The sequence below is a fragment of the Helicobacter anatolicus genome, assembly GCF_021300615.1.
In the GTDB taxonomy this organism is placed as follows: Bacteria; Campylobacterota; Campylobacteria; order Campylobacterales; family Helicobacteraceae; genus Helicobacter_H; species Helicobacter_H anatolicus.
Genome location: NZ_JAJTMY010000001.1, coordinates 280,927 through 307,159, shown reverse-complemented (window position 1 = coordinate 307,159; position 26,233 = coordinate 280,927). Strand labels below are relative to the sequence as shown.

The 26,233-nt window shown below is 32.4% G+C and carries 26 protein-coding genes; 13 read left to right on the top strand and 13 right to left on the bottom strand.

Features of this window, described 5'->3' with window-relative positions; genetic code table 11:
• The first annotated feature begins 195 nt into the window (after positions 1–195).
• On the top strand, positions 196–1,089 hold the full coding sequence (locus LW133_RS01690; RefSeq protein WP_233075783.1) for a glycosyltransferase family 61 protein: 894 nt from the start codon (positions 196–198) through the stop codon (positions 1,087–1,089).
• 467 nt (positions 1,090–1,556) lie between these two features.
• Positions 1,557–2,366, top strand: coding sequence for an ADP-ribosyltransferase (locus LW133_RS01685; RefSeq protein ID WP_233075781.1), 810 nt, complete (start codon positions 1,557–1,559; stop codon positions 2,364–2,366).
• 38 nt (positions 2,367–2,404) lie between these two features.
• On the opposite strand, the gene LW133_RS01680 is transcribed toward LW133_RS01685, so the two are convergent.
• The 8 genes from LW133_RS01680 to LW133_RS01645 form a co-directional block, all read right to left on the bottom strand.
• A complete protein-coding gene (locus tag LW133_RS01680) occupies positions 2,405–3,082 on the bottom strand; it encodes a DNA-methyltransferase (RefSeq protein WP_408610450.1) in 678 nt (225 codons plus the stop codon).
• A gap of 262 nt (positions 3,083–3,344) precedes the next feature.
• Positions 3,345–5,060 carry a DUF262 domain-containing protein gene (locus tag LW133_RS07400; RefSeq protein WP_233075779.1) on the bottom strand — a complete coding sequence of 572 codons (1,716 nt, stop codon included), beginning with the start codon at positions 5,058–5,060 and terminating at the stop codon, positions 3,345–3,347.
• 26 nt (positions 5,061–5,086) lie between these two features.
• Positions 5,087–6,643: a glutamine-hydrolyzing GMP synthase gene (gene guaA / locus LW133_RS01670; RefSeq protein WP_233075777.1), complete on the bottom strand. Its 1,557-nt coding sequence runs from the start codon at positions 6,641–6,643 to the stop codon at positions 5,087–5,089.
• 65 nt (positions 6,644–6,708) lie between these two features.
• Positions 6,709–7,356 carry a DNA-methyltransferase gene (locus LW133_RS01665; RefSeq protein WP_233075775.1) on the bottom strand — a complete coding sequence of 216 codons (648 nt, stop codon included), beginning with the start codon at positions 7,354–7,356 and terminating at the stop codon, positions 6,709–6,711.
• Between the two features lie 8 nt (positions 7,357–7,364).
• Positions 7,365–8,231, bottom strand: coding sequence for an LPP20 family lipoprotein (locus LW133_RS01660; RefSeq protein ID WP_233075774.1), 867 nt, complete (start codon positions 8,229–8,231; stop codon positions 7,365–7,367).
• The gene (locus tag LW133_RS01655; RefSeq protein ID WP_233075773.1) at positions 8,228–8,737 is read right to left on the bottom strand and encodes an LPP20 family lipoprotein; all 510 of its coding nucleotides are present in this window, start codon (positions 8,735–8,737) and stop codon (positions 8,228–8,230) included. Before LW133_RS01655 ends, LW133_RS01660 begins: the two co-directional genes overlap by 4 nt.
• Positions 8,738–8,783: 46 nt before the next feature.
• A complete protein-coding gene (gene lpoB / locus LW133_RS01650) occupies positions 8,784–9,392 on the bottom strand; it encodes a penicillin-binding protein activator LpoB (RefSeq protein ID WP_233075772.1) in 609 nt (202 codons plus the stop codon).
• Between the two features lie 302 nt (positions 9,393–9,694).
• A complete protein-coding gene (locus LW133_RS01645) occupies positions 9,695–9,856 on the bottom strand; it encodes a hypothetical protein (protein ID WP_233075770.1) in 162 nt (53 codons plus the stop codon).
• A 120-nt stretch (positions 9,857–9,976) separates the two neighbouring features.
• Here LW133_RS01645 and LW133_RS01640 point away from each other — a divergent pair, with 120 nt between their 5' ends.
• Positions 9,977–11,191, top strand: a complete 1,215-nt coding sequence (locus tag LW133_RS01640; protein ID WP_233075769.1) for an MFS transporter — start codon at positions 9,977–9,979, stop codon at positions 11,189–11,191.
• 178 nt (positions 11,192–11,369) lie between these two features.
• Here LW133_RS01640 and LW133_RS01635 read toward each other — a convergent pair whose 3' ends face one another.
• Positions 11,370–12,827: a hypothetical protein gene (locus LW133_RS01635; protein WP_233075761.1), complete on the bottom strand. Its 1,458-nt coding sequence runs from the start codon at positions 12,825–12,827 to the stop codon at positions 11,370–11,372.
• A gap of 120 nt (positions 12,828–12,947) precedes the next feature.
• Between LW133_RS01635 and LW133_RS01630 the strand changes: the two genes are divergently transcribed.
• The 10 genes from LW133_RS01630 to LW133_RS01585 all read left to right on the top strand — a co-directional run bounded on the left by LW133_RS01630 (position 12,948) and on the right by LW133_RS01585 (position 22,721).
• Positions 12,948–13,784 carry a substrate-binding domain-containing protein gene (locus tag LW133_RS01630; protein WP_233075758.1) on the top strand — a complete coding sequence of 279 codons (837 nt, stop codon included), beginning with the start codon at positions 12,948–12,950 and terminating at the stop codon, positions 13,782–13,784.
• A 9-nt stretch (positions 13,785–13,793) separates the two neighbouring features.
• Positions 13,794–14,642: a phosphate ABC transporter permease subunit PstC gene (gene pstC, locus LW133_RS01625; protein WP_233075756.1), complete on the top strand. Its 849-nt coding sequence runs from the start codon at positions 13,794–13,796 to the stop codon at positions 14,640–14,642.
• Entirely contained in the window at positions 14,639–15,481 is an 843-nt protein-coding gene (pstA, locus tag LW133_RS01620) for a phosphate ABC transporter permease PstA (RefSeq protein ID WP_332908884.1), read from the top strand. The genes pstC and pstA overlap by 4 nt, the downstream gene beginning before the upstream one ends.
• Positions 15,469–16,218 carry a phosphate ABC transporter ATP-binding protein PstB gene (gene pstB / locus LW133_RS01615; RefSeq protein WP_233075754.1) on the top strand — a complete coding sequence of 250 codons (750 nt, stop codon included), beginning with the start codon at positions 15,469–15,471 and terminating at the stop codon, positions 16,216–16,218. Before pstA ends, pstB begins: the two co-directional genes overlap by 13 nt.
• Positions 16,218–16,859: a phosphate signaling complex protein PhoU gene (gene phoU, locus LW133_RS01610; RefSeq protein ID WP_233075748.1), complete on the top strand. Its 642-nt coding sequence runs from the start codon at positions 16,218–16,220 to the stop codon at positions 16,857–16,859. Before pstB ends, phoU begins: the two co-directional genes overlap by 1 nt.
• The gene (locus LW133_RS01605) at positions 16,843–17,520 is read left to right on the top strand and encodes a response regulator transcription factor (protein WP_233075746.1); all 678 of its coding nucleotides are present in this window, start codon (positions 16,843–16,845) and stop codon (positions 17,518–17,520) included. The genes phoU and LW133_RS01605 overlap by 17 nt, the downstream gene beginning before the upstream one ends.
• The gene (locus LW133_RS01600) at positions 17,517–19,142 is read left to right on the top strand and encodes an ATP-binding protein (RefSeq protein WP_233075744.1); all 1,626 of its coding nucleotides are present in this window, start codon (positions 17,517–17,519) and stop codon (positions 19,140–19,142) included. Before LW133_RS01605 ends, LW133_RS01600 begins: the two co-directional genes overlap by 4 nt.
• Positions 19,143–19,199: 57 nt before the next feature.
• Positions 19,200–20,873 carry a DNA primase gene (gene dnaG, locus LW133_RS01595; RefSeq protein WP_233075743.1) on the top strand — a complete coding sequence of 558 codons (1,674 nt, stop codon included), beginning with the start codon at positions 19,200–19,202 and terminating at the stop codon, positions 20,871–20,873.
• Entirely contained in the window at positions 20,851–21,903 is a 1,053-nt protein-coding gene (locus tag LW133_RS01590; protein WP_233075742.1) for an argininosuccinate synthase domain-containing protein, read from the top strand. Before dnaG ends, LW133_RS01590 begins: the two co-directional genes overlap by 23 nt.
• Before the next feature lie 77 nt (positions 21,904–21,980).
• Entirely contained in the window at positions 21,981–22,721 is a 741-nt protein-coding gene (locus tag LW133_RS01585; protein ID WP_233075741.1) for a tetratricopeptide repeat protein, read from the top strand.
• Here LW133_RS01585 and gmhA read toward each other — a convergent pair.
• Genes gmhA through LW133_RS01565 form a run of 4 tightly spaced genes read right to left on the bottom strand, consistent with a single transcriptional unit; the run spans position 22,718 to position 26,233 of the window.
• The gene (gene gmhA, locus LW133_RS01580) at positions 22,718–23,278 is read right to left on the bottom strand and encodes a D-sedoheptulose 7-phosphate isomerase (RefSeq protein WP_233075739.1); all 561 of its coding nucleotides are present in this window, start codon (positions 23,276–23,278) and stop codon (positions 22,718–22,720) included. The two genes, LW133_RS01585 and gmhA, sit on opposite strands and share 4 nt — an antisense overlap.
• Before the next feature lie 3 nt (positions 23,279–23,281).
• Positions 23,282–24,691, bottom strand: a complete 1,410-nt coding sequence (gene rfaE1, locus LW133_RS01575) for a D-glycero-beta-D-manno-heptose-7-phosphate kinase (RefSeq protein ID WP_233075737.1) — start codon at positions 24,689–24,691, stop codon at positions 23,282–23,284.
• A 1-nt stretch (position 24,692) separates the two neighbouring features.
• Positions 24,693–25,673 (bottom strand): ADP-glyceromanno-heptose 6-epimerase, encoded by a 981-nt coding sequence (rfaD, locus tag LW133_RS01570; protein WP_233075735.1) that lies wholly within the window; start codon positions 25,671–25,673, stop codon positions 24,693–24,695.
• A gap of 2 nt (positions 25,674–25,675) precedes the next feature.
• A complete protein-coding gene (locus LW133_RS01565; RefSeq protein WP_408610449.1) occupies positions 25,676–26,233 on the bottom strand; it encodes a D-glycero-alpha-D-manno-heptose-1,7-bisphosphate 7-phosphatase in 558 nt (185 codons plus the stop codon).

The window sequence follows — 26,233 nt, the reverse complement described above, 5'->3', positions numbered from 1 at the left end:
GGGGGGGGGAATTACCACTTTGCAGATATTTTTGGCAAGCATCATAAATTTTTTCGCCCTTATATACACAAAACTCAAGAATTTAGAGTTAGTATTCTAAATCATGGATATTGTTTTACAAATAATGAAATTGTTTTTACTCGCAAAAAAGATATCTTATTTGAACATACTTCCTATAGAACCCACCCTCTTTGCTTGGATAAAAGTCCAACCAACTTTGTTATAAGATGGGCAAGAAAAAGAGTAATTTTTTATAAGCGTCTGATTGCAAGAATTAAGTTACTTTTCTCAAAAAAGCTTAATAAAAATATCGCCTTATTAACTAGACCTGATATTCAAGATTGTTATGGTCATTTAATTATTGATATTATGGCTGGATATCATCAAGTTAAAACCTTTTGTCAAAAAAACAATATAAAAATCGATTATTATATCCTGCCTACAAAACTAAATTTTCAAAAAGAGCTTATTGAACTCTTACAAATAGATGAAAACCAGATTATACCCTCAGAAAGCAAAATTGCTATTCAAGCAAAAAATCTCATTATACCCACCCTCACATCAGATTATGACATAGTGGATTACAGAGGTTTTGTTAAAACAGCAGTAAGCATGTCTCCTCTTTTTATCAAAGATCTCTACACAAATCTTGCTTCAAAGGCAAAGCCATTTCGAAAAGTTTTTTTAAAACGACCAGAAAAATCCAATAGAAATATCATTAATTCTCAAGAAGTTGAAGCTATTTTTGAACACTTTGGCTATGAGATTGTATTACCAGATACTCTAACACTATGGGAAAAAATTGATTTTTTTTCTCAAATAAAATGTATTGCATCAATGCACGGCTCTGGATTAAATAACATGATATTTATGCAAGAAAATACCTTTGCGTTTGAAATTTTTTCAGAATTCTATCACGATAAGATTCCTCAAACCATAGCCTTTATTAAAAATATCAATTATTCCTATATGGTTGGAAACACACCTGATACTTCTATCCATCCGCAACAAGAAAATGTTTATATAAACCCCCAAGAACTCACTAAAGCTCTAGAAATCATGAATTCTAAAATTGAAAAAAATAAATAAAATGTAGGGTTTTCCTGGAGAAACAATGCAAAAATTTTTCTTATTCTTGTCTCAAAAAAATACATAATTACCCAGTAACTTTTTACGACCCATCAAAATTTTTGTCCTTTTGTTTTTCTTTTCGGCCTATATAAAACACAAATCTTAAAGATTTCATCTTATATGCAAAATAAAATAAAAGAAAAAATAGCCAAAAAATAATTTACTCTTTGCTATTACTTATAAATATCAAAATCTATTTAAAAATTCGGGATACTTATTCTTTATTAATTTTTCGCAAGAAAAAACAATAGGAACATGATAAAAAAATAAATTTTTTAACTCCATAAATAATCACTACTTTACACAAAATTATAAACTCCTGTGATATCATTCACTTGTATTTTCCAATTCCAATGGTAGCTTTAGCCCTCTTTTTATAGATAAATCTAGGCTTTACGATATAAAATTAATTAAGGAGATTAAATATGAAAAAACTTTTTTACATTGCGCTTGTTCTAACACTACACACCTTTTGTTTTTCTAAGAATCTTATAGAGTTTGAGACAACTGGTTATAAAAAATTTTATAGTGGAAATGAGGCTATTGCTTGGTGGAGCAATCTTTATAGTGGATTAAAACTTAGCGAGGAAGAGAAAAAAACAATCTATAGCTACACCTATGGGAATTTTGTTGTCATCAATAGCAAATTGCGTTCAGGAGATCCCCTATCTTCACTAAACAATGAACAAAAACAGATGGTTGCAATTCTTGATAAAGCCCTATCAAAAACAATTATTTTTGAAGATACTCTTACCTATCGATATGAAGATCTTTCATTTCTTTCAAGATTGCTTGGGCAAGATATTGTTTTTAGTCACATTTATAAAGATGGGAAATTTCTAGATTCTGCTACAAGTTATCTTGATTCTATAAAAAACAAAAGATACCAAGACTATGGCTTTATGTCTACCACCCTTATTAAAAATAGTGTTTTTCAACATCGAGCTATAGAGCTAGTGATCAAAGTTCCAAAATATTCTCTTACAATGTTTGTATCCATCAAAGGCTTAGCTGCATTCCCATCACAATATGAATTACTTTTTCCACGAGATAGAATCTTAACGATTGAGGATTACAAAATATCTGAAGATAGAAAAAAGATCAGCATTCTTGTAACAATGGACGGCCCCTGTTATTTAGGAAAACCTTGTGAAGTCAAAAAAGTAGATAATCTAAGACAGCCATCTAAAGAAATAAATCCTAGCATTAGCACCAAGCAAGAAAAAAGTGAGTAATTTTATACTGATAATAAAACGGAGGGGGTAATAGCTTTTCAAGCTTCAAAATCAATAAAATCCGTAAGATTATTAGATAGGTTTGTCCCTATAAAATTCCTTCCTAGTTCCTTGCAACACTCAAACACACTAAAGCTCCCAGCTGCAGGATCTAACACGATATCTCCTTCTTTTGTGCATGATTGTATGAGTGCTTTTTGCAAGCCTTTGGGTTTGCTATGAGGATGGAGCTTGATCTCTTCTTGAGAAAGCTTCTCACTCCATATATCGCGAATATTATGAAGATTCCAAGTGTCTTTAGCTTTGATGGGTTTTTTTTGTAAGACTAGCAAATACTCACTTTGTCTTCTTGTGCGATAACCCATTCCCATCTTGCATTTATCCCAAGTAATGAGATCCACGCTCTGAAAACTTGTCTTATCTAGCCATTTTTGCACACCCTCACAAAGATGAAATTTATCAATCCAAAGCATTAAATATGCACTTTTTTTGAGTACCCTATCAATCTCTTTAATAAACTCCATAATAATTTCTTCACTCATTTGCACTAACTTTACCCTACCCTTTTGCCTCTCTCCTTCATTGCCATATTTCATCTTGTCTAATACACCTCTGTATTGAGGATCAAAAAATGCCAAATCAATGCTTTCATTTTGAATTTGTGAGAGGAGTTCTAAGCCACAGATGTTAAGGGGCAGATTGAGCAAAGATTTCAAAATTTCCCTTTTTAAAAAAAATAAAAGTCAAATTGAGAGCAAGAGGCTAGTAAAATTCAAACCAAGAAAACCAAAGTAATAGGTAAAAAATAAAAGGGCATCGCAAGAAGTCGATTAACATAAAAGCCTTTTGAAATCAAGTATAAAAATCACAAGCAAAAATTTTAATATGTTGTCTATGTGACAAAACACTTGCAAAGAAAGAAGGCAACAAGACTTGCAAAATATCAAGACCACCCCTTATTTCTTTAATGATTTAGATTTATGCTTCATCTGAGAAGTCAAGAAACTCAGTCAATGTTTGATAAATCTTTTTGTTTCTTTCAGTAATATCTTCCTTTGTCCAATTGTTTTTTTTGCGATTTCCAAGTTCGAGAACTTCAATAAGATTTTTATGCTTAGTATTTCGATAAAATTCTTGTTTTTTGGCAAAAAAGTTTTCAATGCATTTTATATTGCTTCTTTTTGGTAACAATATCTTATTCCCAATCTGCTCCAAAAACTCTTCATGTAATTCACTGTTCCAATCATTAAAATTCGCATTTTGCCATTGTTTGGGCAAAATATGTTCAACTTCCAACTCTTTAGGGTCGATTCGATATTTAAAATCAGCACAAACATGCGTATAAAAGAATAAAAGATATTTTACTTTTCTTGTATCAAAATATTCAATGATTTCGCAAAAACTTTCATAGCTAGGCATATTTTGTTTTGCATGATATTTCTTACCTTGTTTAATTGCAACATTCATCTTAAATACAATATCTTTTGTATTGTTAAGTGTTGCATCATCATTAATAAAAGCTAGTGTAAGAATCTTTACCAAAAATAAAAGATGCTCATCAAAAACTTTATGGAATTCAGTAGTGTTTTCCACTTGTTCACGGTTCTTCCACAATAAATAGCTTACATATGCCTTCCACGAATCATTTTGAAATAAATTGAGAATATCCATATATTTAATAGATTGCTCGCTCAAAAAATTTGAAGGTTGTGTCCAAAAATCAGTCAGAAGAGCAAGAAATGGCATAGTGTCTTCTTTATATAGCCAGCCATCGATTGCCCCATAATATACTTTCTTATCCTTTTTTGTAAAGAAATTTAGAACACTTTGAATCGTTGTATCCGAATCTTGATTTTCGGCACGAATAATATGCATATATTGCAAAAACAAAAAATCCAGATCCTTAATTTTCTCACTTTCATCAACTTTAGTTTCAATCTCTTTCCACATTTCTGTGAATTTACTTTTCTCTGTAATTTGCTTATAAATATATCCCTTTAAAACATCAGCAGGAGATAGCGGCAATCCACGAGAATTAAGCGTGTTAAAAATTGTCATAGCCGACTCTTGACTATCACAAACAACTAGCAAAATAAATAATTTTTTTTGCAAAAACATTTTGCAAAAACTTTCCCACTGCAAAGCCCTGCTTTGCTTAAAGTCTGAGATTTTTTTATAAAAAAACGTATAGTTCAAAATATATCTAGATTTTTGTATGGTAGATTTTGTATTTATAAGGTCAATTTTATTTTGAAGAATAAAATTCAATGCCTCTTGATCGGAATCGATTGCCACCTTACTTGATAGATGCGATTGATTAAAATCCAATCCAACATCTATTTCATATTCCCAAATGCAACTTCCAAATCCTTTTATATAATCCTGTTTGACATTTTCACCTTCTAAATGAAAATGTTCATAGAATGCCCGAAATATTAATGTAAACGTTGTGATTCTCTGTTGCCCATCAATAATTTCAAGTTCATCTTGCTTATTCTGATAAGCAACGATAGAACCGAAGAAATATTCAGGGATATTTTCTCCATCACCAAAAACTTCAAGAAGATCATTCCAAAGTGCTTCACACTCATCAATTCCCCAACGATAAGGTCTTTGGTATTCAGGAATAATAAACTTTTGCCCTTCATCACTTAAAAATTTGTATATATATTCCTTTTTGGGTTTAAACTCCACAACCACTCCTTTCTAAATTGCTCTTCTCACTCCCACTCGATGGTTCCTGGGGGTTTACTTGTAATATCATACACCACGCGATTGATTCCCTCCACTTCATTGATGATTCGATTAGAAATAGATTCCAAAAGCTCGTGAGGAAGATGAGCAAAAGTCGCCGTCATCCCATCTAGAGCCTCTACTGCACGCACGCAGATCGTATTGTCATAAGTGCGATTATCTCCCATCACTCCTACGCTCTTGACATTTAAAAGCACGCAAAAGGCCTGCCACACCTTATCATAATATCCACTTCTATGCAACTCTTCTAAAAAGATCGTATCTGCCTTGCGCAATAGCTCCAAATCCTCTCTATTAACTTCTCCCATGATGCGGATAGCAAGACCAGGTCCAGGGAAGGGATGTCGCATAAGCATAGATTCGGGCATCCCAAGCTCTCTTCCAAGCGCCCTCACCTCATCTTTAAATAATTCTCTAAGTGGCTCAATAAGCTCAAATTTCATCCAATCAGGCAACCCCCCCACATTGTGATGAGATTTAATGGTTTTACTTGGCCCCTTGACGCTCACAGATTCGATCACATCAGGATAGAGCGTGCCTTGAGCAAGGAATCTGATCTCTCCATTGCTATTATGCTTCTTAGCTTCAGCTTCAAATACTTCGATAAAAGTTTCTCCGATGATTTTGCGCTTCATTTCAGGATCTCGCACACCTTTAAGTTTGCCTAGGAAAATCTCACTTGCATCCACAGTAATTAATGGCACACCAAGATTTTCTCTAAACATTGCTTCCACTGCTTCTCTCTCTCCTGCCCTCAAAAGCCCATGATCCACAAATACAGGAATTAACCTCTCACCAATCGCACGATAAAGTAATGTCGCCACCACACTAGAATCTACCCCACCACTCACCGCACAAAGCACTTTGCCATCTTTGGCAATCTCTTTGAGTTTGGCAATCTCTGTTTCTGCGAAATGATGCATATTCCACTCTGTGCTTGCTCCACAGATTTTGACTGCAAAATTTTTGAGCATCTCCCCTCCGCACTCGCTATGCACGACTTCTGGATGAAACTGCAGGGCATAGATTTTTCGCTCTAAATTTGCAATCGCACAATAATGTGTATTGCCACTTTTTGCAAGTTCTATAAAACCTTGTGGGATTTTCTCAACTTTATCTGCATGACTCATCCACACAACACTCTCTTGCTTCACCCCCTCAAAGATTCCTCTCTCACTCATTAATTCAAGTGTAGCTTTGCCAAACTCTTGATGTTCTGCCTTCACAACACTCCCGCCAAAAAAATCAGCGATATATTGCATTCCATAGCAGATTCCAAGTACAGGGATTTTAAGATCAAATACACCACAATCAGGCTTATATGCTCCCTCTTCATACACACTTGCCGGACCCCCACTCAAAATAATCCCCTTAGGTTGCTTAGCCCTAATACTCTCTAGACTTTCAAAATAAGGGACGATCTCGGTATAAACACCAAATTCACGCAATCTTCTTGCAATGAGTTGTGTATATTGACTCCCAAAATCTAGCACTAAAATTTGAACCTGTGTTGATGATGTCATCTTTTTATCCTTTCAATTGCCTATTAATTTTATATTGTGGATTCTTGTTTGTCTTAGTTTTGAAATTATACCTCTAAATTACTACCAATAAACTCTCTTTTAAGATTTTTGCAACACTCAAACACACTAAAGCTCCCAGCTGCAGGATCTAACACGATATCTCCTTCTTTTGTGCATGATTGTATGAGTGCTTTTTGCAAGCCTTTGGGTTTGCTATGAGGATGGAGCTTGATCTCTTCTTGAGAAAGCTTCTCACTCCATATATCGCGAATATTATGAAGATTCCAAGTGTCTTTAGCTTTGATGGGTTTTTTTTGTAAGACTAGCAAATACTCACTTTGTCTTCTTGTGCGATAACCCATTCCCATTCTTTGTTTATCCCAAGTAATGAGATCCACGCTCTGAAAACTTGTCTTATCTAGCCATTTTTGCACACCCTCACAAAGATGAAACTTATCAATCCAAAGCATTAAATATGCACTTTTTTTGAGTACCCTATCAATCTCTTTAATAAACTCCATAATAATTTCTTCACTCATTTGCACTAACTTTACCCTACCCTTTTGCCTCTCTCCTTCATTGCCATATTTCATCTTGTCTAATACACCTCTGTATTGAGGATCAAAAAATGCCAAATCAATGCTTGTATTTTGAATTTGTGAGAGGAGTTCTAAGCCACAGATGTTAAGGGGTTTATTAAGTAGGGATTGCATAAAAATATTTACTTTTCACCAAAGCTATCAAGCCATTTTTTAAATTTTTTGTAAAATACAAACCCCACACGATGCAAATTTTTCTGCTCTAATATAATTTGATCTTGATAAACAATATTTTTTTTACAATCCTTTAGCATTAAATCCACCACCTCACTATCTCCATTTTTTTGGAACTTAATCTGCCAAAATGGATAATTTTCTGTAAGTTTTTCATCAATAATAGAAAATTTTGCAATTTCTTTTTGCAAAGCATTCCGCGCTAAGATCTCTCCATCATTTATCTTGATATTAATCTTTGGCATTGGTCCATTTTTTTGCAAAATTTCTATAAATTTATCCAAATCTTTTTGTACATAGCGTGTGTGTGAAAAAGTTTCATAGATACCAATATTTTTATAAATTTTATCCACAAGGGTTTTTAAATTTGCAAAAATATCTGGGGTAATAATTGTGCAAATTTCTGGATGCAACGCCTTTGCTCTTTCAAGATCTGTATAAATATTTTTTTGCACCTGTGTTAAAAAAGTTTGTTTATTTAATCCCACTTGCATATAATATATTCCATCACTAAACTCTTGTTGCAATACCTTAACACCCAAAAGTTCAATATCTGAAATATCCAAAAAAACTTGATTTTGTGCATGCGTACTAATTTCTTCATCCTTTCTTTGCGTGTTAATAGAAAGAGAGCTATTTATATTGACATTTATAAGACTTGCCAAATCAGAGAATGCATGAGACTTTGCTTCTGTCATATTTTTAGCACTACCATTTCCAATCAACAACATGGAATCTTGTGTATTGCCAAACCATTTTGGTACTTCAGCACTTAAAAATACACAAACTCCTAGAAAAAAAAGGATTTTCTTCATTCTTGCTCATCTAAAATTTTGCTTGGATCAAGGGTTTTAAATTGCTTTGCAAGTTTATTTTGTAAATCTTTTGTCGCTTCTTTTTCCAATTTTACAAGAATATAAATTCTTATTCCCGCATCATCAATCCAAGTTTTTTCTGTTTTTACACCTTGTAAATTTCTTTGTGCTGCTTCTTTGATTGTATTACTTACTTCTTCCTTGATTTGTCCATCAGTTCTTACAGCTTGTTTTGTAAGATTACTTAATACTCTGGCTTCAATCCTCTTTGCAAGTTCTGCTCTAGCAGCAGCAGTAGCCTCAGTTCTTGCAAATTGTACATTTTTATCAACAATTGGTGCATCACCTACTGCACTATATCCACCATCATGCCCATCAATTACCCATTGTGGTGCACTTTCCCAACCTACTGCTTCTCTTGCCTCCTTGCTAATATTATTTCCTGCACATCCTGCCAACATTAATCCTATAGCACTAGTTAATAAAATTTTTGAAAACTTTGTCATTTTTTCTCCTATTTAAAAATTTAATTGTATAAAAATACTATGGTTTTTACCACAAATTCCCCTTTCCTAATTTTGAAATTTCTTTTTGTTCATCCCAAATCACTTCCCCAGATTTAATATCTGTCAAAGTCAATAAAATATAATAATCTACTTTTTTTACATTTCCATTGCGATAAATTCTCTGTCCAATTTTACCTGATAAAGAAAGTGACGGAGCACTTAGCGTCCCCTCCTCTGCGGTAGTATATTGGTCAAATTCTTTATCATTACGCAATTCTCTTGCATCACTAATCATATGATCTTTACTTCCCCCACTTCTTGCCACCGCCAAAGTAAGCTTGAATTTGCCACTTTTACGCATTGCTCGCGTAAGTTCTCTACTTAAACTCTCTACATCAATTTTTTGCGTTGTATCGTTTATAACATCAGAGATTGCCACTACTTTTGGCATCCCTGTTTTGATTTTTTGGACATAAGGATCTTGCAATAAAGAATCTACCATTCCCTGCATCAAATCTTTCAAATTATTATAATCAAGACCCATAGTGTGAAACTCTGCATTAGAATCAATTGTCTTAGCCATAGGTGTACAACCCGTCAAAGCCAAACAAACTACAAAAGCACCAATTTTATAAAATATTTTAGATTTTTTCATTATCTCTCCTTTCAGTTTAATATTCTCATAAAAACTTCATGACCAAGATTTCTTACATAAATAATGTGATCTTCTTCCTGATTATTAAGACTAAATTTTATCCTATTTTTTCCATCAATCACAAGCTCTTTTTCACCATCAAAATTTTCAAAACAAAATAAGATTCTAACTAGAGAAAAAAATATAATATTTCAGAGCCATTAATAGTACATAAGTTGAAAATGGCTATACTTATAAGATGATAATGTTGTGAATGAAGATTTTGAAGAGCCAAAAGCATTAAATATTTACTAAAACTTCTTTTACAATACCATAAGATAAAGTTTTAGAGTGTCTTTATAAAATCTAGAATCACTCTTAAACCATATAATATTGTTATGGTGTGCAAAAAACAAAATACTTTTTAGTTTGCCACCAGCCTTTGTATACGCAAATTTAAATAGTGGTTTTAAAGCTTTGAGCATAAAAGGATATCTCACGCAGCTTTAGCAGCCACTAAGTAATTTGATTTTATGATTTTTGAATGAAAAATAGGTTTTTTCAAAATTAAGTCCTAAATACTAACATTACTCTAAAGGAGTGTAATGGTAAATATTCTAGCATGGTTAAATTTTTTTATTGCAGATATTCGAGATGGTTTTGGCCCTTATCTTGGTGTGTTTTTAAGGGAACTTGGTTTAGGCGAAGGACGGATTGGGCTTTTTAGCACCATAGCCAATCTTATTGCTTTAAGCCTTGCTATTCCTTTTGGTATACTTATAGATAAAACTAAAAACTTACGCGCATGGATTGGCATTTGCATTCTTGGAATCATGAGCACACTTTTATTGAGCTTTTTTCTACCATCATTAAAGAGTGCATTTTTAGCACAGCTTGCCATTGCTCTTGGTGGAGCATTTTTGGCACCAGCATTTTTAGCTCTAACTCTTGGTGTGGTCGGTCAAGCCCATCTACCCTCGCAATTTGCCAGAAATGAGGCATACAGACATTTTGGTGCAGTAGTGGCATCTTTGGTATGCTTTTTTGGTGCATTATATTTTGGAATGGGTAGTATCTTTGGCATCATGGTAGGTTTTAGTAGTATAGCCTTAATTTTATTAGCTCTTTTGCGTCATACAGAATCAAATTCAACAAAGCCTTATATTTTAGATCATAAAAACAATACCAAAACTTCAAGCAAAAATCTAAAAAGCCTTGAGGTTGAAAGGTCTCATATTTTAAAGGTTTTATTAGATTCTCGTGTACTTTTTATGGGAGTAGTATTATTTTTATTTCACCTTAGTAATGCCGCAATGCTTCCATTATTAAGCCAAAAAGCGCATGCTATGGGTGTGGATTCTACTGGTGCTTATGCAGCAATTACCATTGTAATTGCTCAAAGTGTGATGATTATAGTTTCTTTTTGGTGCGGAAAATATCTAAACACCTCTACTCACCTTTGGCGATCTTTAATGGCAATTTGCTTTTTTGAATTAATCCTTAGGGGTATTTTAGCAGCCTGTTTTAATGGCGTGATAGCCATGATATTTATACAAATTTTAGATGGCATAGGTGCCGGAATTAGTGGAGTTTTAGCCCCTGTGCTTTTAGCCCATTTGCTTTCAAAAAATACAAGAATGGCTACAGGAGTAAGTGCTAGCCTCGCTATGGGTGGTGTGGGAGGAGCACTAAGTTCTAGTTTGGGTGGAATTCTAGCAGAGTACTTTGGATATTTTTATGCTTATGCGACACTAGGAAGTGTAGCATTTTTAGGTTTAATAGTATGGTGGTTTGGTAGTAGAGTTTTTCTCAAAGAATAGCTTTGCTATAATTTTAAATCTTGATTATATAAAGCATATGAGGGCTATAGAATCAATTTGATTGGGTGCAAAAGATTTTTTCAAAATCATTTAATCCCAAGTTGTTACTGAAAGTAATTTTACACACCAAAAGGCTTTAAGAATTTCAAAAATTCTCAAATAAAAACTTTTAAATCTTTCAGTTTAATATTCTCATAAAAACTTCATGACCAAGATTTCTTACATAAATAATGTGATCTTCTTCCTGATTATTAAGACTAAATTTTATCCTATTTTTTCCATCAATCACAAGCTCTTTTTCACCATCAAAATTTTCAAAACGCATTATATAAAATGCATTTGGCAATGCTGTAATCATTCTAGTATCTGCACTAATTACTGCCCGATGTAATAAACTCAACAAAAATCCCAACCCTTTATATCCTGCTTGTTTCCCTCCTTGTTCTACAAGATAAGAGGTAATTGCTGGGGGCACACTTCTTGCGATTGCACGAATACGCACACCTGGCATTCTTTTGTTAAATTCTGTTTCAATCAAAGCCTGCATATCAAAAAATTTTGTCGCCCTAATACTATCTACCTCATAAATTTGTGAAAAATCCACTCCATCAAGCAACACAGGCTCTGCATAATTCAAAAGCACACCACCACTAAGTGCTGCTGCTGCTATTCCGATTGTTTCTGCAGATTTTTTATCTTGAAAAGCAAGAATTGCTGCTGCCATTCCACCAAAATTTAGAAAGGCTGTAGGATCCATTGGCAAAGGAATTGAAAAAGCAATACTATCTTTAAAAGCACTTCTACCATCCTCAATAATCATCCAAGTATAACGCTTAGTATCCCCTTGTTTTCTTGCTGTAAAAATATTTTTATCTTCTTTGGGAATAAGCGCTAAAAAATCATTGCCTAGAGAATGAATACCTGCAAAATTCCCTTGTATCATTTCAAACAAAAACTTCATATACACAATCATTGGATTAATAAAATTTTCTTGCACTAAGCTTAAATTTATATCTTTTGATTTTGCAAGAGATATTCCCACGGCAAGATATTGTTCATCTTTTGGCGTCTCTTCACTAATTTTTTGCATATCTAAAAGTTTTTCCTCTCTTTCTTGCAATTCTTTAGCATAATAATCTTTTGCATCATTTTGACGCTCTAGGGCTTGATTGAAAAAGATTCTCGCATCATTTTGTTTGCCATTTCCCATCGCATCTAAAGCAAGATAATAATTCACCATACTTGCTTCATAAAGATAAATAGGATAAGGCAAAATACTATCGCTTGTCAAAATTGATGCTGTAGTCTGAAAAAAATTTTTTATAAAACTTTTGATATTTTCTTGCATTAAAGAATCTGCTAGATTTAAATATCTTGATGCATCTTTTTCATTAAGATAAAATCCGCTCACACCCGCTTGTACCTGCCATAATAAATTATCTGCATCTTGTTTTACCTCTCCTTGTGAAGAATCAATATTTTCTTCTACTCTATTTTTAGCAATTCCATAAGCCCCACTTGCATCGCCACCATAATAAGCCTCATTAAATTTTTTTAAAGTACCCCCTGAACATCCAAAAAACATAAATAAAAGCAACAAAAATAAAATTTGTTTACAGATCACATGAAAACTCACGATACACCTCATCTTAAATTTTAAAATCCAAAAAACTTTACAGAAATTTTACAATCCCTATATCCAAAAATTACATGCCATTTTTATACTCCTTCTTACATAAACCAAAAAAGGAAAATTATGAAAAACTGGCTCAAATCTCTAATTACACTAGGTCTTATCTATCAATTTGCAAATGCTGAGGCCATCAGTGTTATATCTCGCGAAGAAGGATCTGGAACACGAGGTGCTTTTATTGAATTATTTCAAGTAGAAAAAATCAATAAAAAAGGAAAAAAGATTGATAATACCACCAAAAGAGCAGAAATTACAAACTCAACTTCTGTGGTTTTAAGCACAATAGAAGGGAATAAAAATGCTATTGGTTATATTTCCTTAGGCTCTTTAAACGATAATATCAAACCCTTAAAAATAAATCAAGTTCTCCCAAATGCAGAAAATATAAAAAATAAAACCTATCCTATTGCACGCCCCTTTAATATTGCAATTACAAAAAATACCACAAAAGTAGCAAAAGATTTTATCAATTTTATTTTAAGTAAAGAGGGGCAAAAAATCATAGATTCTAAAGGGTATATCAGTCTTGATACCACAACAAATTTCCAAAAAACCCCTATCAAAGGTAAAATCACAATTTCAGGATCATCTTCTATCACTCCTATTATGGAAGTTCTAAAAGAAGCATATGTAGCACTAAATCCAGAAGTAGAGATAAAAATCCAACAAAGTGATTCTACAACAGGTGCAATTTCTGTTTTACATGGACTTAGTGATATTGGAATGATTTCACGCGATCTTAAAGAAAGTGAAAAGGAAAAAGGGCTTATTTCTGAAGTAATTGCAATGGATGGAATTGTGATTATTATCAACAAGCAAAATCCTATCAACTCCCTTACAAAAGAGCAAGTAAAAGAGATATATACAGGCAATATCACAGATTGGGATACCCTAAAATAAAGGCTTTTTATGCTGGATCTAAAAGAAAAACTCGCGCATGGAATGTTTTTATTCTGTGCGTGTATATGTATCATCTGTGTTGCATTAATCTGTATTTTTTTATTTGCAAATGGGATTCCTGCTATTAAAGAAATTGGATTGTTTGATTTTTTATTTGGTGTAAATTGGGCACCACTTGATGAAGAATTTGGAATCTTTCCTATGATTATAGGGAGTATTTATGTTACTGCAGGGGCAATTTTTTTTGGCGTGATATTTGGGGTTCTTTGTGCAATATTTTTATCAAAGTTTTGCCCTTTATATTTAAATAAAATCCTAAATCCTATCATCCATCTTATGGCAGGAATCCCCTCCATTGTTTATGGGTTTTTCGGTCTCGTAGTAATAGTCCCTCTTGTGCAATATTATTTTGGAACCAGTGGCAAAGGTATTTTAAGTGCATCATTGCTTCTTGGTATCATGATCCTACCCACCATTATTAGCATTTCAAAAACTGCAATAGATTCTGTCCCCACAAACTATTATGAAGGAGCATTAGCACTGGGAATTACCCATGAACGCAGTGTGTTTTTTATTCTCCTTCCTGCGGCAAAATCTGGAATTTTAACAAGTATTATTTTAGGTATTGGTAGAGCAATTGGTGAAACAATGGCAGTAGTTATGATTGCAGGAAATCAAGCCATTATTCCACAAAGCATCTTAGATGGCACAAGAACACTAACTGCAAATATTGTCTTAGAGATGGGATATGCTACAGACTTACACCGCAATGCACTATTAGGCACTGCTGTTGTACTTTTTGTCTTTATATTAATGATAAATATCTCTTTTTCACTTATTTGTAGGAGAAAATCATGAAAATGCACAAAGATACACTTTCTTTATTTCTTTTATTTTGCACATATAGTGCAATTTTTATAGTAGTCTGCATCTTTACAATCTTAATAGGATATATTCTTTTTAAAGGAATCCCTGCATTACAATGGCAAAATTTCTCCCCCACTTATAATAGCGTTAATGTCTCCATGCTACCTGCAATCATTAATACTATTTTTATAGTATTTGCAAGTTTATTGCTAAGCACTCCTATAGGGGTTTTTGGTGCAATCTATCTTGTAGAATATGCGAAAAAAAATAGCAAATTCCTCATGCTTATTAATCTTATGACAGAAACACTATCAGGAATCCCCTCCATTGTTTTTGGATTATTTGGATATCTTTTATTTGTCGTATTTTTTGGGTTTGGATATAGCTTTTTTAGTGGAGTTTTGACCCTAAGTATCATGATTTTACCACTAATTATAAAAACAACACAAGAAGCACTTATGTCTGTCCCTGTAGGATATAAAGAAGGAAGTTTTGCACTAGGAATTGGAAAACTCAAAACAATCTTTTATATCATTTTACCCTCAAGCCTCTCAGGGATTATTAGTGGAATCATTCTAAGCACAGGGCGCATTATCGGTGAAAGTGCTGCATTAATTTACACTTCAGGCACATTGGCACAAATTTTTCAAAGTGGATTTGATTCAGGGAGAAGTTTAAGTGTGCATATGTATGCGCTACTTTCAGAAGGACTATATATCAATCAAGCTTATGGTGCAGCAAGTATTTTGCTTGTAGTTGTAATTTTACTAAATCTTTTATCAACTCTTAGTATTAAATATTTTACAAAAGGAAGAACATGCAAAAGCTAGAAATCAAAAATTTCAATCTTTTTTACGAAAATTTTCATGCCATAAAAAATATTAATCTATCTATACAGGAAAAAGAAATTACAGCATTTATTGGGCCTAGCGGGTGTGGAAAAAGCACACTTTTAAAATCTATAAATCGCATGAATGATCTTGTAGATGGATGTAGAATTAATGGGGAGATTCTTTTCAATGGACAAAATATTTATGAAAAAACAAATCTTAATATTTTACGAAAAAAAATTGGGATGATTTTTCAAAAACCAAATCCATTTCCTATGAGTATTTATGACAATATCGCCTTTGCCCCCAAAACACATGGAGTAAAAAACAAAGTCAAATTAAATGAAATTGTTGAAGAATCTCTCAAAAAAGCTGCAATATGGGATGATGTCAAAGATAGACTACATAAAAGCGCCTTGGGTCTTTCTGGAGGACAACAACAAAGATTATGCATTGCTAGATCACTTGCAATTTCTCCAGAAATTTTATTAATGGATGAGCCAACAAGTGCTCTTGACCCCATCTCAACAATAAAAATAGAAGATCTTATCTTAGAACTTAAAAAACACCACACCATTATTATTGTCACTCATAACATGCAACAAGCCGCAAGAATTTCAGACAAAACAGCATTTTTTCTCCTAGGCGAGGTTATAGAATTTGGAGAAACAAAGCAAATTTTTTCTAAACCAAAAGAGAAAAAAACAGAAGATTATATCACAGGGAGATTTGGATAATGCGAACACTTTTTAATCATCAACTTGAAACACTAAATACAGAACTTATTAAAATGGGTGGATTATGTGAGGAAATTATTTTACTTGCAATTCAAGCATTAAATCATTTTCAAGATCACTATCAAGAGGCATATAAATTAGAAACTCTTATTGATTCTCAAGAGCGAAATATTCAAGATCTTTGTATGCAAATTTTATTGCAACAGCAACCTATTGCCACAGACTTAAGAAAAGTATATTCTGCATTAAAAATAATTTCTGATATGGAGAGAATTGGAGACATGTCTCTAGATATTACAAAAATTGCAAAAACTCTTCCTGTAAATTCTAATCTTGATATCAAAAATCTTGCAAATGGTATTATTGATATGGTTACAAAAAGCATTGATTGCTTTGTGAAACAAGATTTAAAAATCGTTCAAGAAGTCATCTTGCAAGATGATATAATTGACAAAGAATTTTATGCATTCAAACAAAAAATTATTACAAAACTTACAATGCATGCTGAAAAAAGTGAGGAGTATATCGATTATTTAATGATTGCTAAATATTTTGAAAAAATTGGCGATCATGCCACTAATATCGCAGAATGGGTATATTACTCTATAACAGGAAATGATCAAAATGATTTATATTCTTGAAGATGATAATAATATTGCTGAACTTATCACCTACACACTAAAAACACAAAATATGGAAGCAAAAGCCTTCCATATGCCATCAGATTTTTTTCAAGCCTTGCAAGAATTCCCTCCAAAATTAATTTTACTAGATATTATGTTGCCTGAGCAAGATGGCCTAAGCATCTTACAACAACTCAAAAACAAATCTCAAACCGCCAATATTCCTGTCATTTTACTCACCGCAAAAGATAATGAATTTGACAAAGTCAAAGGTCTTGATATGGGTGCAGATGATTATATTACCAAACCTTTTGGAATTCTAGAACTCCTAGCAAGAATCAAAGCTATTTTAAGACGCATTAATAACGACAAAAAAACCACCTTTATTTTTAAAGATTTTTATTTTGATGTACAAAAGCATATTGCCTCTATCAATAATATCCCTCTCAAACTCACTCTCAAAGAATTTAACCTTCTTTATCTTTTTTTATGCAATCCTAATATTGTTTTTACACGCGATCAAATTGCATCTTTAGTATGGAAAGATGATTGCGCTGGCGCTAGTCGCACAATTGATATACATATCAAAACATTGAGAAAAAAATTAGGAATCTACGGTGATTTAATCACTACCATTCGTGGTGTAGGTTATAAATTTGATAAAAAGATTTTAGAATGACAAAACGCATTTTTTGGGCGATTTTTTCTAGTGCATTACTGACTTTTTTTATCGGGGTTTTTTTATTTGGTTATTTTTTAGAACAAGAAATTCACAAAAAAATTTTACAAAACATGAAAGAAGAAGCCCGATTTATCAAAAATTATTTTCCCAATCTTCAAAAAATCACAAATCTTTTCACTTCTAACAGAATCACAATTTTGCAACAAAATGGTGAAGTAATTTTTGATAATAAAGTACATAAAGATCATTTAGATAATCATAAAAATAGGGAGGAAATTATCCAACTATCCCCAAACAAAGAAAAATTTATCACTCGCTATTCCCACACAATGCACCAAAAAACTTTTTACTATGCCACATATCTAAATAATGATACAATCTTGCGTATTGCAAACTATCAAGATAGTTTTTTACAGATTCTTAATAATGTTTTTTACTACCTTTTTGGTGTAATTCTTGCAATCTTATTCTTTTCTTATCTACTTTCTTCCTATCTCTCCAAGCTTATTATCAAGCCATTAAATCTTTTTGATTTTAATAAGCCTTCTATTCAAATTTATGATGAATTTCTCCCCTTTATTACCAAAATCACCCAACAAGAAAATATCATCAAAGAAAAAAATCAAACTCTAAAAAATAAGCAACTAAAACTTGAAGTTTTAATGCAAAATATGCAGGAATCTTTTTTAATTATTGATCATTCTTTTAAAATTGTTAGTTTTAACAAAAGCGCACAAAAACTTTTTGGTCCCATCACTCCTTATACCGATATCCTTACTATTAGTCGCAAAAAAGAAATCAAAGAAGCAATTACACAAGCCCTTAAAGGTAATCAAAGCGAATTAACCTTGCAATTTAATAATGCATATTATCAATTTCTTATCAGCACAATTTATGAAGAAAATAAAATCATGGGCGCAATGATTTTTATCCTTGATATAACAGAAAAAAAAGAGGTTGAAAATCTAAGAAAAGAATTTAGTGCTAATGTTTCCCACGAACTCAAAACTCCACTCACTTCAATTCTAGGATATGCAGAACTTATCAAAAATAATCTCGTAGATACAAAAGACATGTCAAATTTTGGAGATAAAATCTATCAGCAATCCCAGCATCTTTTAAATCTTATTAATGATATTATCAAAATCTCCAAACTTGATGAAAATCATTTCACAGAAGAAAAAGAACTTTTTTATCTCAAAGAAGTAGTAGAAAATGTATTGAGCCATCTTAATCATAAAGATATTACTATCACATTAGAAGGAGAATGTCAAATTTATGGTGTCAAAACACTAATCAAAGATCTTATTTTTAATCTCTGTGACAACGCTATTAAATACAATAAACCTCAAGGAAAAATTTTTATCACTCTCAAACAAAATAATAAAAATGCAAGTTTTAGCATTCAAGACACTGGCATAGGTATCAATCTACATAATCAAAAAAGAGTGTTTGAACGCTTTTTTAGAGAGGATAAGAGCCATTCTTCAAATATTCCTGGCACAGGTCTTGGGCTTAGCATTGTCAAACATATTATTTCTTTACACAATTTCAATCTATTTTTAACAAGCAAACCTCAAGAAGGTAGCACTTTTCTTATTACTTGGAATCTCCCTTAATTAGCTTTAAAATTCCATTGCTTTTTTGCTATGATTCCTAAAAAACAGGGAGAAGCAATGATCAAGCAAGATTCCATAGAAATGCTCAAACAACAAATTGATATTGTAGAGATTATTGGAAATTATGTTGATCTAAAAAAAATGGGGAGTGTTTTTGGTGCATGTTGCCCATTTCACAATGAAAAAACCCCCAGTTTTATGGTAAGCCCCATTAAAAATCTCTATCATTGCTATGGATGTGGTGTTGGCGGAGATAGTATTACTTTTATTATGGAAATTGAAAAAATTGGCTACAGAGAAGCTATTGAAAAACTTGCTCAACTCTCCAACTTTACGCTAGAGTATGAAAAAAATACCAAAAAAAAATTTGATGAAGAATATAAGCTTTTTGATGATGCTAAAAACTTTTTCAAATCCCAACTTACAATACATAAGCATCTTTATGAATACCTCACCAAAAGAGGATTAACTAAAGAAAGTATTGAAAAATTTGAACTTGGATATTGTAGTACAAGTTTTGAAATGATAAAATTTTGCGATCAAAATCTTTTAAATAAACAAAAACTTACAGAACTTGGCATTCTTGGATATAACAACAATCGATATTATGCAAGATTTAATGAAAGAATCATTTTTCCCATACACTCTCCTCTTGGAAAACCTGTAGGATTTGGAGGTAGGAGCTTAAAAGATAATGTCGCCAAATATATCAATAGCCCACAAAGTCAATTTTTTAATAAATCCAAACTTTTATATGGCTACCATATTGCCAAAGAGCATATTTATCGCAATGAGCAAATTATCATCACAGAGGGTTATCTTGATGTGATTATGTTGCATCAAGCTGGATTTAAAACCGCAGTAGCTACTTTGGGTACTGCACTCACTAGTGATCACCTCCCTCTTTTAAATAAAGGAAATCCAAAAATAATTTTAAGCTATGATGGAGACAATGCAGGGATTAAAGCTGCACATAAAGCTGCATTCATGCTTGCAATGGCAAAAAAAGAAGGAGGAGTGGTAATCTTTGAGGGTGGTCTAGATCCTGCGGATATGGTACAAAAAGGACAAATTGAGCAACTACAAAATCTTTTTAATAAACCAAAACCATTTATTGAATTTGTTTTAGAACAAATTTCTAAAAATTTTGATCTCAAAAATCCCCTACAAAAAGAACAAGCACTCAAAGAATCATTAAATTTTTTACATAATCTAAGTCCATTATTACAAGAAGAATATAAAAATTTTATTGCAAAAACCCTCTCTATCCCCTTGCACCTCATTCCCACAAAATATAAAACCCAAAAACAAAATTTTGCTTCAAAAACTTTTATCCCCCCTTTTTTAGAACAAAATTCCCATTTAGAAGAACTTATTATTAAATATATTTTAGATGACCCCAATCTCTTAAATTTTGCACTAGATTATATTGATAGTAGCATTTTTAGCATACATCAAGATACATTTCAAGCACTTATTGATGGTAATCTTATGCATCCAAAAATTATTGGAATCCAACTAAACCCTAAACTTATCACTACACCAAATGGATTTCAAAATGAATTAAAAATCCTCATCTTACGCTATAATAACAGGCTTTTAAACGAGGTTTCAGAAGATTCTACATTAGATTTTACTGAAAAAAGCTTTAGAATCAGAAAAATAAAAAATAGTATTTTAAGATTAAAACAAGGAGAATTGATAGCCTATGAAAGCTTTAGCACTTTTTAGTGGCGGACTAGATAGTTTAATTTCCATGAAATTACTCAAAGATCAAGGTATTGAAGTCATTGCTCTACATTTTAATATTGGTTTTGGCGGTAATTATGACAAAAGAGAATATCTTTTAAATGCTACAAAACAAATTGGTGTAGAATTAATGATTTGCGATATTAGACAACAATTTTTTGACAATGTGCTTTTTACTCCAAAATATGGCTATGGCAAATATTTTAACCCCTGCATTGATTGCCATGCAAATATGTTTATTCAAGCTTTTGACAAACTCTTGGAATTAAATGCGGATTTCGTCATTAGTGGCGAAGTTTTAGGACAAAGACCAAAAAGCCAAAGAAGAGAAGCACTAGATCAAGTTAAAAAACTCATCAAAGAAGCAGGGAAGAATCCAAAGTTCTCGCATCTACTTGCAAAAGATACTAATGATACAAGCAAGCCTCAAAGTCTTGACGAGCTTATTTTGCGCCCTATGTGTGCAAAACTTCTACAACCAAGTTTCATGGAAAAAAATGGTTGGGTAGATCGCGAAAGATTACTTGATATTTCTGGTCGCGGCAGAACAAGACAATTACAGATGGCAAAAGATTTTGGCTGGAAATATTATGAAAAACCAGGTGGAGGATGCCTGCTTACAAACACAAGTGTTGCATTAAAACTCAAAGATTTAAGCAATCACAGAAAAATGATTCTTGAAGATACACATATGGTAAAAGTCGGAAGATATATGATTTTAGAACAAAATGCAAGATGTGTAATTGCAAGAAATGAGGAAGAAAATATAAAGTTATCACAATTTAATCCGATGATGGAAAAAATAGAATTGTTAAATTGCCTTGGACCAGTTGGGCTTGTTGAAAAGAATGCCAGCTTATCGGATAAAATTTTAGCAGGGCGTATTACTTTGGGATATGGCAAAACAAACCTAGAACAAACCTATAAAGTCAAAATAGGTTCTGAAGAATATGACTTAACGCCGTACAATAAAGAGGAGGCACAGAAATTTCTTTTACTAAATAATATTTAACATATATTAAATATTATTTAGTATATTGAAGTTCATTCCGAACTAATAAAAATATAAATTTTAAAAGGTTGATTCCAATGTTTAGTAAAAAAATCTTGTCTTTTTTAATTTTAATTTCATCTTTTTGTTATACAGAGACACTAGCAGATGCAAAAAGATATATTGATGAAAAACAATACCAAAAAGCATTTGATATCTATCAAGAATATTGCGACAAAAATAATGCTCCTGCATGCTTATCTTTAGGAATTTTATATTCTGATGGAAAAGGTGTACGACAAGATTATAAAATTGCAGCCGATTATTTAGAGAGGGCTTGTGAAGGTAGACAAGCAGTTGGCTGCAGATTGCTTGGTGCAATTTATTATGAAGGCAAAAATGGAATCAAAAAAAATGCAAAACTAGGCGCAGAACTTTATGAAAAAGCTTGCAACGGAAAAGATGCTGTAAGTTGTCTTACTGCAGGAATTTTATACCACGATGGCAAAAGGGGAGTTACAAAAAATGAACACAAAGGGATTACACTTTATGAAAAAGCTTGTGAAGGAAATATTCCTTTTGGATGCTATCTTATTGGAATGGTATATTATGAAGGCAAAAATGTTAAACAAGATAATGAAAAAGCCATTAGTCTCCTCAAAAAAGCTTGCGATGGTTCTAATTCCTTTGCCTGCTTAGCATTGGGTGATATTTACGCAAAAGGAAAAGATGTTAAACAAAATCTCTTAACTGCAAAAGAATACTATGGTATAGTCTGCGATATTGGTGAACAAGAAGGTTGTGATAAATACAGAGAACTTAATGAGAAAGGGTATTAATAATCCCTTTCTAACAATCCACAAAGCGTATGAATAATAAAAATATGCATTTCTTGAATTCTTGGTGTATCATCACTAGGCACAATAAGATTTAAATCAGCTAGATTTTTCATTTCTCCCCCATTTCTTCCACTTAAGGCAACTGTATGACATTGCTTATTTTTTGCTGCTTGCATTGCTAAAATTACATTTTTGGAATTCCCACTTGTTGAAATTCCAAATAACACATCTCCAGCACTTGCTAATGCCTCTACTTGTCTAGAAAATACATGTTCATACCCATAATCATTTCCGATAGCAGTAAGAGCAGAAGTATCAGTATTTAGCGCTATTGCAGCCATCGCTTTTCTTTCTTTTTTATAACGCCCTGTAAGTTCTGCAGCAAAATGTTGAGAATCTCCTGCACTTCCACCATTACCACAAATCAATATTTTATTGCCATTTTTTAATACACCTTCTAAAAGTTCTAAAACTTTTAATATTTCAGGAAACATCTTCTGCATATTTTGCGCAACATCTAAATGTTTACCCAATTCCTCTTCTATAAATTTTATCATTTCTTATCCTCTTATTTTTTTAATAAGATTGGTGGTTGAACGATTTTCTACATAATCCATCAATACCACCTCTTTAGCAAATTCACTCCCCACAATTTCTTTATCTTTATAATCTGCACCCTTTACCAAAAAATCAGGCTGTATTCGCTCAATTAAATGATATGGCGTATCTTCATCAAAATACACAATATAATCCACACTCTCAAGGCCAGAGAGCACCAAAGCACGATCCTCTTGAGAATTAATTGGACGTCCTTCCCCCTTTAATCTTTTTACAGAAGCATCAGTGTTTAATCCTACCACTAAAAGATCCCCTAATGCCCTAGCCTGCTCCAAATATTGCACATGACCTCTATGTAAAATATCAAAACAACCATTTGTAAAAACAACTTTTTTGCGTTGATGATGCAAAATTTCCATCAACACATTTAAAGAGATAACTTTTGTCTTAGATTCTACGATAGGATTTAAAATCTTTTCAATTTCCGTTAAATTTGCAGTAGCACTTCCCACTTTACTTACAACCACGGCAGCAGCAGCATTAGCAAATTTACAAGCTTCATAAATATCTATTTTTTGCGCAAGACAAAATGCCAAAGCAGCAATTACAGTATCTCCCGCACCTGTCACATCAAAAACCTCTCTTGCACTCGTTGGCACAATACAAATCTCATCATTTTTATCAAGTATCCCAATTCCATCTTCACTAAGTGTAATCAAAGACACTGTCAAATTACACTCTTGTTTGATTTTTTTGGCACATTCTTGGAGAGTTTTTTGATCAACAATTTCTATATCACTAGCAATTTGTGCTTCTTTTTTATTTGGTGTTAACAAGGTTGCACCTTTATATTTTGTAAAATCCCTCCCCTTAGGATCGCATAAAATTGGCTTATTTTCACTTTTTGCTAAAGAAATGAATTTTTGTATCAATTCTTTACTTAGTACCCCTTTATTGTAATCTGACAAAACAATTGCATCATAATCACAAATTCTACACTCCAAATCAAAAAATATTTTTTCTTGCAAAGCTTTAGAAATATCATTTTTAATTTCTCGATCTACGCGTAAAACTTGTTGATTCCCAAGCAAAAAGCGTGATTTTTGTGTTGTAGGACGGCTTGTATCACGAATAACATGCTGAATATCCACACCAATACCATCTAACGCTTTTACAAGCCAATCCCCCATACTATCTTGCCCAACAACTCCACAAATATCGACATTAGCCCCAAGACTTGCTAGGTTATTTGCCACATTACAAGCACCACCTAAGCGATTATTCTCACTTTTTACATCAATCACTTGCACAGGTGCTTCGGGAGATATTCTCGTACTCTCACCCCAAATATAATGATCCACCATTAAATCACCAATTACTAAAATTCTAGGTGTTTTTTTAGTAAATAACATTTTATAATCCTTTTGCAATTTCTTTAATTTCTGCAATATAACTCAAAATTCCAGTCTTTAGATCAAATTTTGGCTGATATCCCAAATCTTGATAAAACTCTGTAATATCTGCTTGTGTATGAGTTTGAAAAAATTTATAGGGATTAGGAATATATTCCACATCAAAATCACCCAATACCTCTTTTAAGTATGCGACGATATCATTATAGCTTCTTGCAATTCCACTACCCACATTATAAATCCCCCCTTTTTTAGCAGATGCAGCAAGAATATTTGCCAAGATCACATCCTTGATATACACAAAATCTCGCCTCTGCTCTCCAAATTCAAACAATCTTACCTTTTTTTCTTTCAATGCCTGTAAACCTAATTGTAAAATCATTGACGCAGTTTTCCCTTTATAAAATTCCCTCTCACCATAAACATTAAAAAACCTCAAACCCACAATAGGTAACTCTGGATTATTTTTCAAAAGCGATCGTACACTCATATCCATCATGAGTTTGGAAAATCCATAAACATTTTCTGGATTCTCACCAACACCCACTATATTCGGTGCTTTTGTATTACCATATGTGCCAGCTGATGAGGCATAAACCATCTTGGCATTTTTTTGCAAAACAATTTCTAAAATATCTAAAAATGCTTGATAATTTGTCTGCATCACTAGCTTTTGATCCATCACTGTGGTATCTGAAATTGCAGCATGATGATATAAAATATCAAAATCTATTTGTGCAATTTTTTTTAAATCCTCTTTAAAATTAATATCTCCAGTAATAATCTCCCCTTTAAAACCAATAAGATTTTTAAAATGGCCAAGAGATGTGAAATTACCACTTTCAAATTTCTCTCCTGTACGGAATTTATCAAAAATAATAATTCTTGCACTAGGATAATGCTCTTGCAAATACATTGCTAAGTTACTTCCTATAAAACCTGCTCCACCAGTAATTACAATTGTTTTATAATTAAAATCCATTATTATCGCACCTCATTTGAAATAATATTAACAATCTCTTTTAAATATTTAGCTTGAAAACAATATTCAATATTTTCTTTTGTAAGAGTTTTTATATCTTCTTGATACACTGCATTTTGCAACAAAATTTTATATTTTATCCCTGCGTGATGTGCAGCTTCAATATCCCTAATACGATCTCCGATCAAAATACTTTCTGAAACATTAATCTTAAAATCTTTAATTGCCTTTTGTATCATGCCAGGATTAGGCTTACGACACAAACATTCTTCTTGGGCTGTATGCGGACAAAAATAAATTCCATCAAAGTTAAAACGCAATCGTTTTTTAATCTCTTTTTGCATATATTGTGACAACTCCTTAAAATCTTCAATCGTATAATATCCCATACCAATCCCAGATTGATTGGTTACTAAAATCAACAAATATCCCCTTTTTTTAAAAAATTCTAAAACTTCAAAAATTCCCTCCAAAAAAATAAAGTCCTCTTGCTTATACACATAGCCAAAATCCTTATTTACAACGCCATCTCTATCAAAAAATACCGCTTTCAAATCCAC

Coding starts and splice junctions, on each gene's coding strand:
- LW133_RS01685 (WP_233075781.1), top strand. CDS start 1,557: ATGAAAAAACTTTTTTACATTGCGCTTGTTCTAACACTACACACCTTT.
- guaA (WP_233075777.1), bottom strand. CDS start 6,643: ATGACATCATCAACACAGGTTCAAATTTTAGTGCTAGATTTTGGGAGT.
- LW133_RS01665 (WP_233075775.1), bottom strand. CDS start 7,356: ATGCAATCCCTACTTAATAAACCCCTTAACATCTGTGGCTTAGAACTC.
- LW133_RS01660 (WP_233075774.1), bottom strand. CDS start 8,231: ATGAAGAAAATCCTTTTTTTTCTAGGAGTTTGTGTATTTTTAAGTGCT.
- LW133_RS01655 (WP_233075773.1), bottom strand. CDS start 8,737: ATGACAAAGTTTTCAAAAATTTTATTAACTAGTGCTATAGGATTAATG.
- lpoB (WP_233075772.1), bottom strand. CDS start 9,392: ATGAAAAAATCTAAAATATTTTATAAAATTGGTGCTTTTGTAGTTTGT.
- LW133_RS01645 (WP_233075770.1), bottom strand. CDS start 9,856: ATGCTCAAAGCTTTAAAACCACTATTTAAATTTGCGTATACAAAGGCT.
- LW133_RS01640 (WP_233075769.1), top strand. CDS start 9,977: ATGGTAAATATTCTAGCATGGTTAAATTTTTTTATTGCAGATATTCGA.
- LW133_RS01630 (WP_233075758.1), top strand. CDS start 12,948: ATGAAAAACTGGCTCAAATCTCTAATTACACTAGGTCTTATCTATCAA.
- pstC (WP_233075756.1), top strand. CDS start 13,794: ATGCTGGATCTAAAAGAAAAACTCGCGCATGGAATGTTTTTATTCTGT.
- pstA (WP_332908884.1), top strand. CDS start 14,639: ATGAAAATGCACAAAGATACACTTTCTTTATTTCTTTTATTTTGCACA.
- pstB (WP_233075754.1), top strand. CDS start 15,469: ATGCAAAAGCTAGAAATCAAAAATTTCAATCTTTTTTACGAAAATTTT.
- phoU (WP_233075748.1), top strand. CDS start 16,218: ATGCGAACACTTTTTAATCATCAACTTGAAACACTAAATACAGAACTT.
- LW133_RS01605 (WP_233075746.1), top strand. CDS start 16,843: ATGATTTATATTCTTGAAGATGATAATAATATTGCTGAACTTATCACC.
- LW133_RS01600 (WP_233075744.1), top strand. CDS start 17,517: ATGACAAAACGCATTTTTTGGGCGATTTTTTCTAGTGCATTACTGACT.
- dnaG (WP_233075743.1), top strand. CDS start 19,200: ATGATCAAGCAAGATTCCATAGAAATGCTCAAACAACAAATTGATATT.
- LW133_RS01590 (WP_233075742.1), top strand. CDS start 20,851: ATGAAAGCTTTAGCACTTTTTAGTGGCGGACTAGATAGTTTAATTTCC.
- LW133_RS01585 (WP_233075741.1), top strand. CDS start 21,981: ATGTTTAGTAAAAAAATCTTGTCTTTTTTAATTTTAATTTCATCTTTT.
- gmhA (WP_233075739.1), bottom strand. CDS start 23,278: ATGATAAAATTTATAGAAGAGGAATTGGGTAAACATTTAGATGTTGCG.
- rfaE1 (WP_233075737.1), bottom strand. CDS start 24,691: ATGTTATTTACTAAAAAAACACCTAGAATTTTAGTAATTGGTGATTTA.
- rfaD (WP_233075735.1), bottom strand. CDS start 25,673: ATGGATTTTAATTATAAAACAATTGTAATTACTGGTGGAGCAGGTTTT.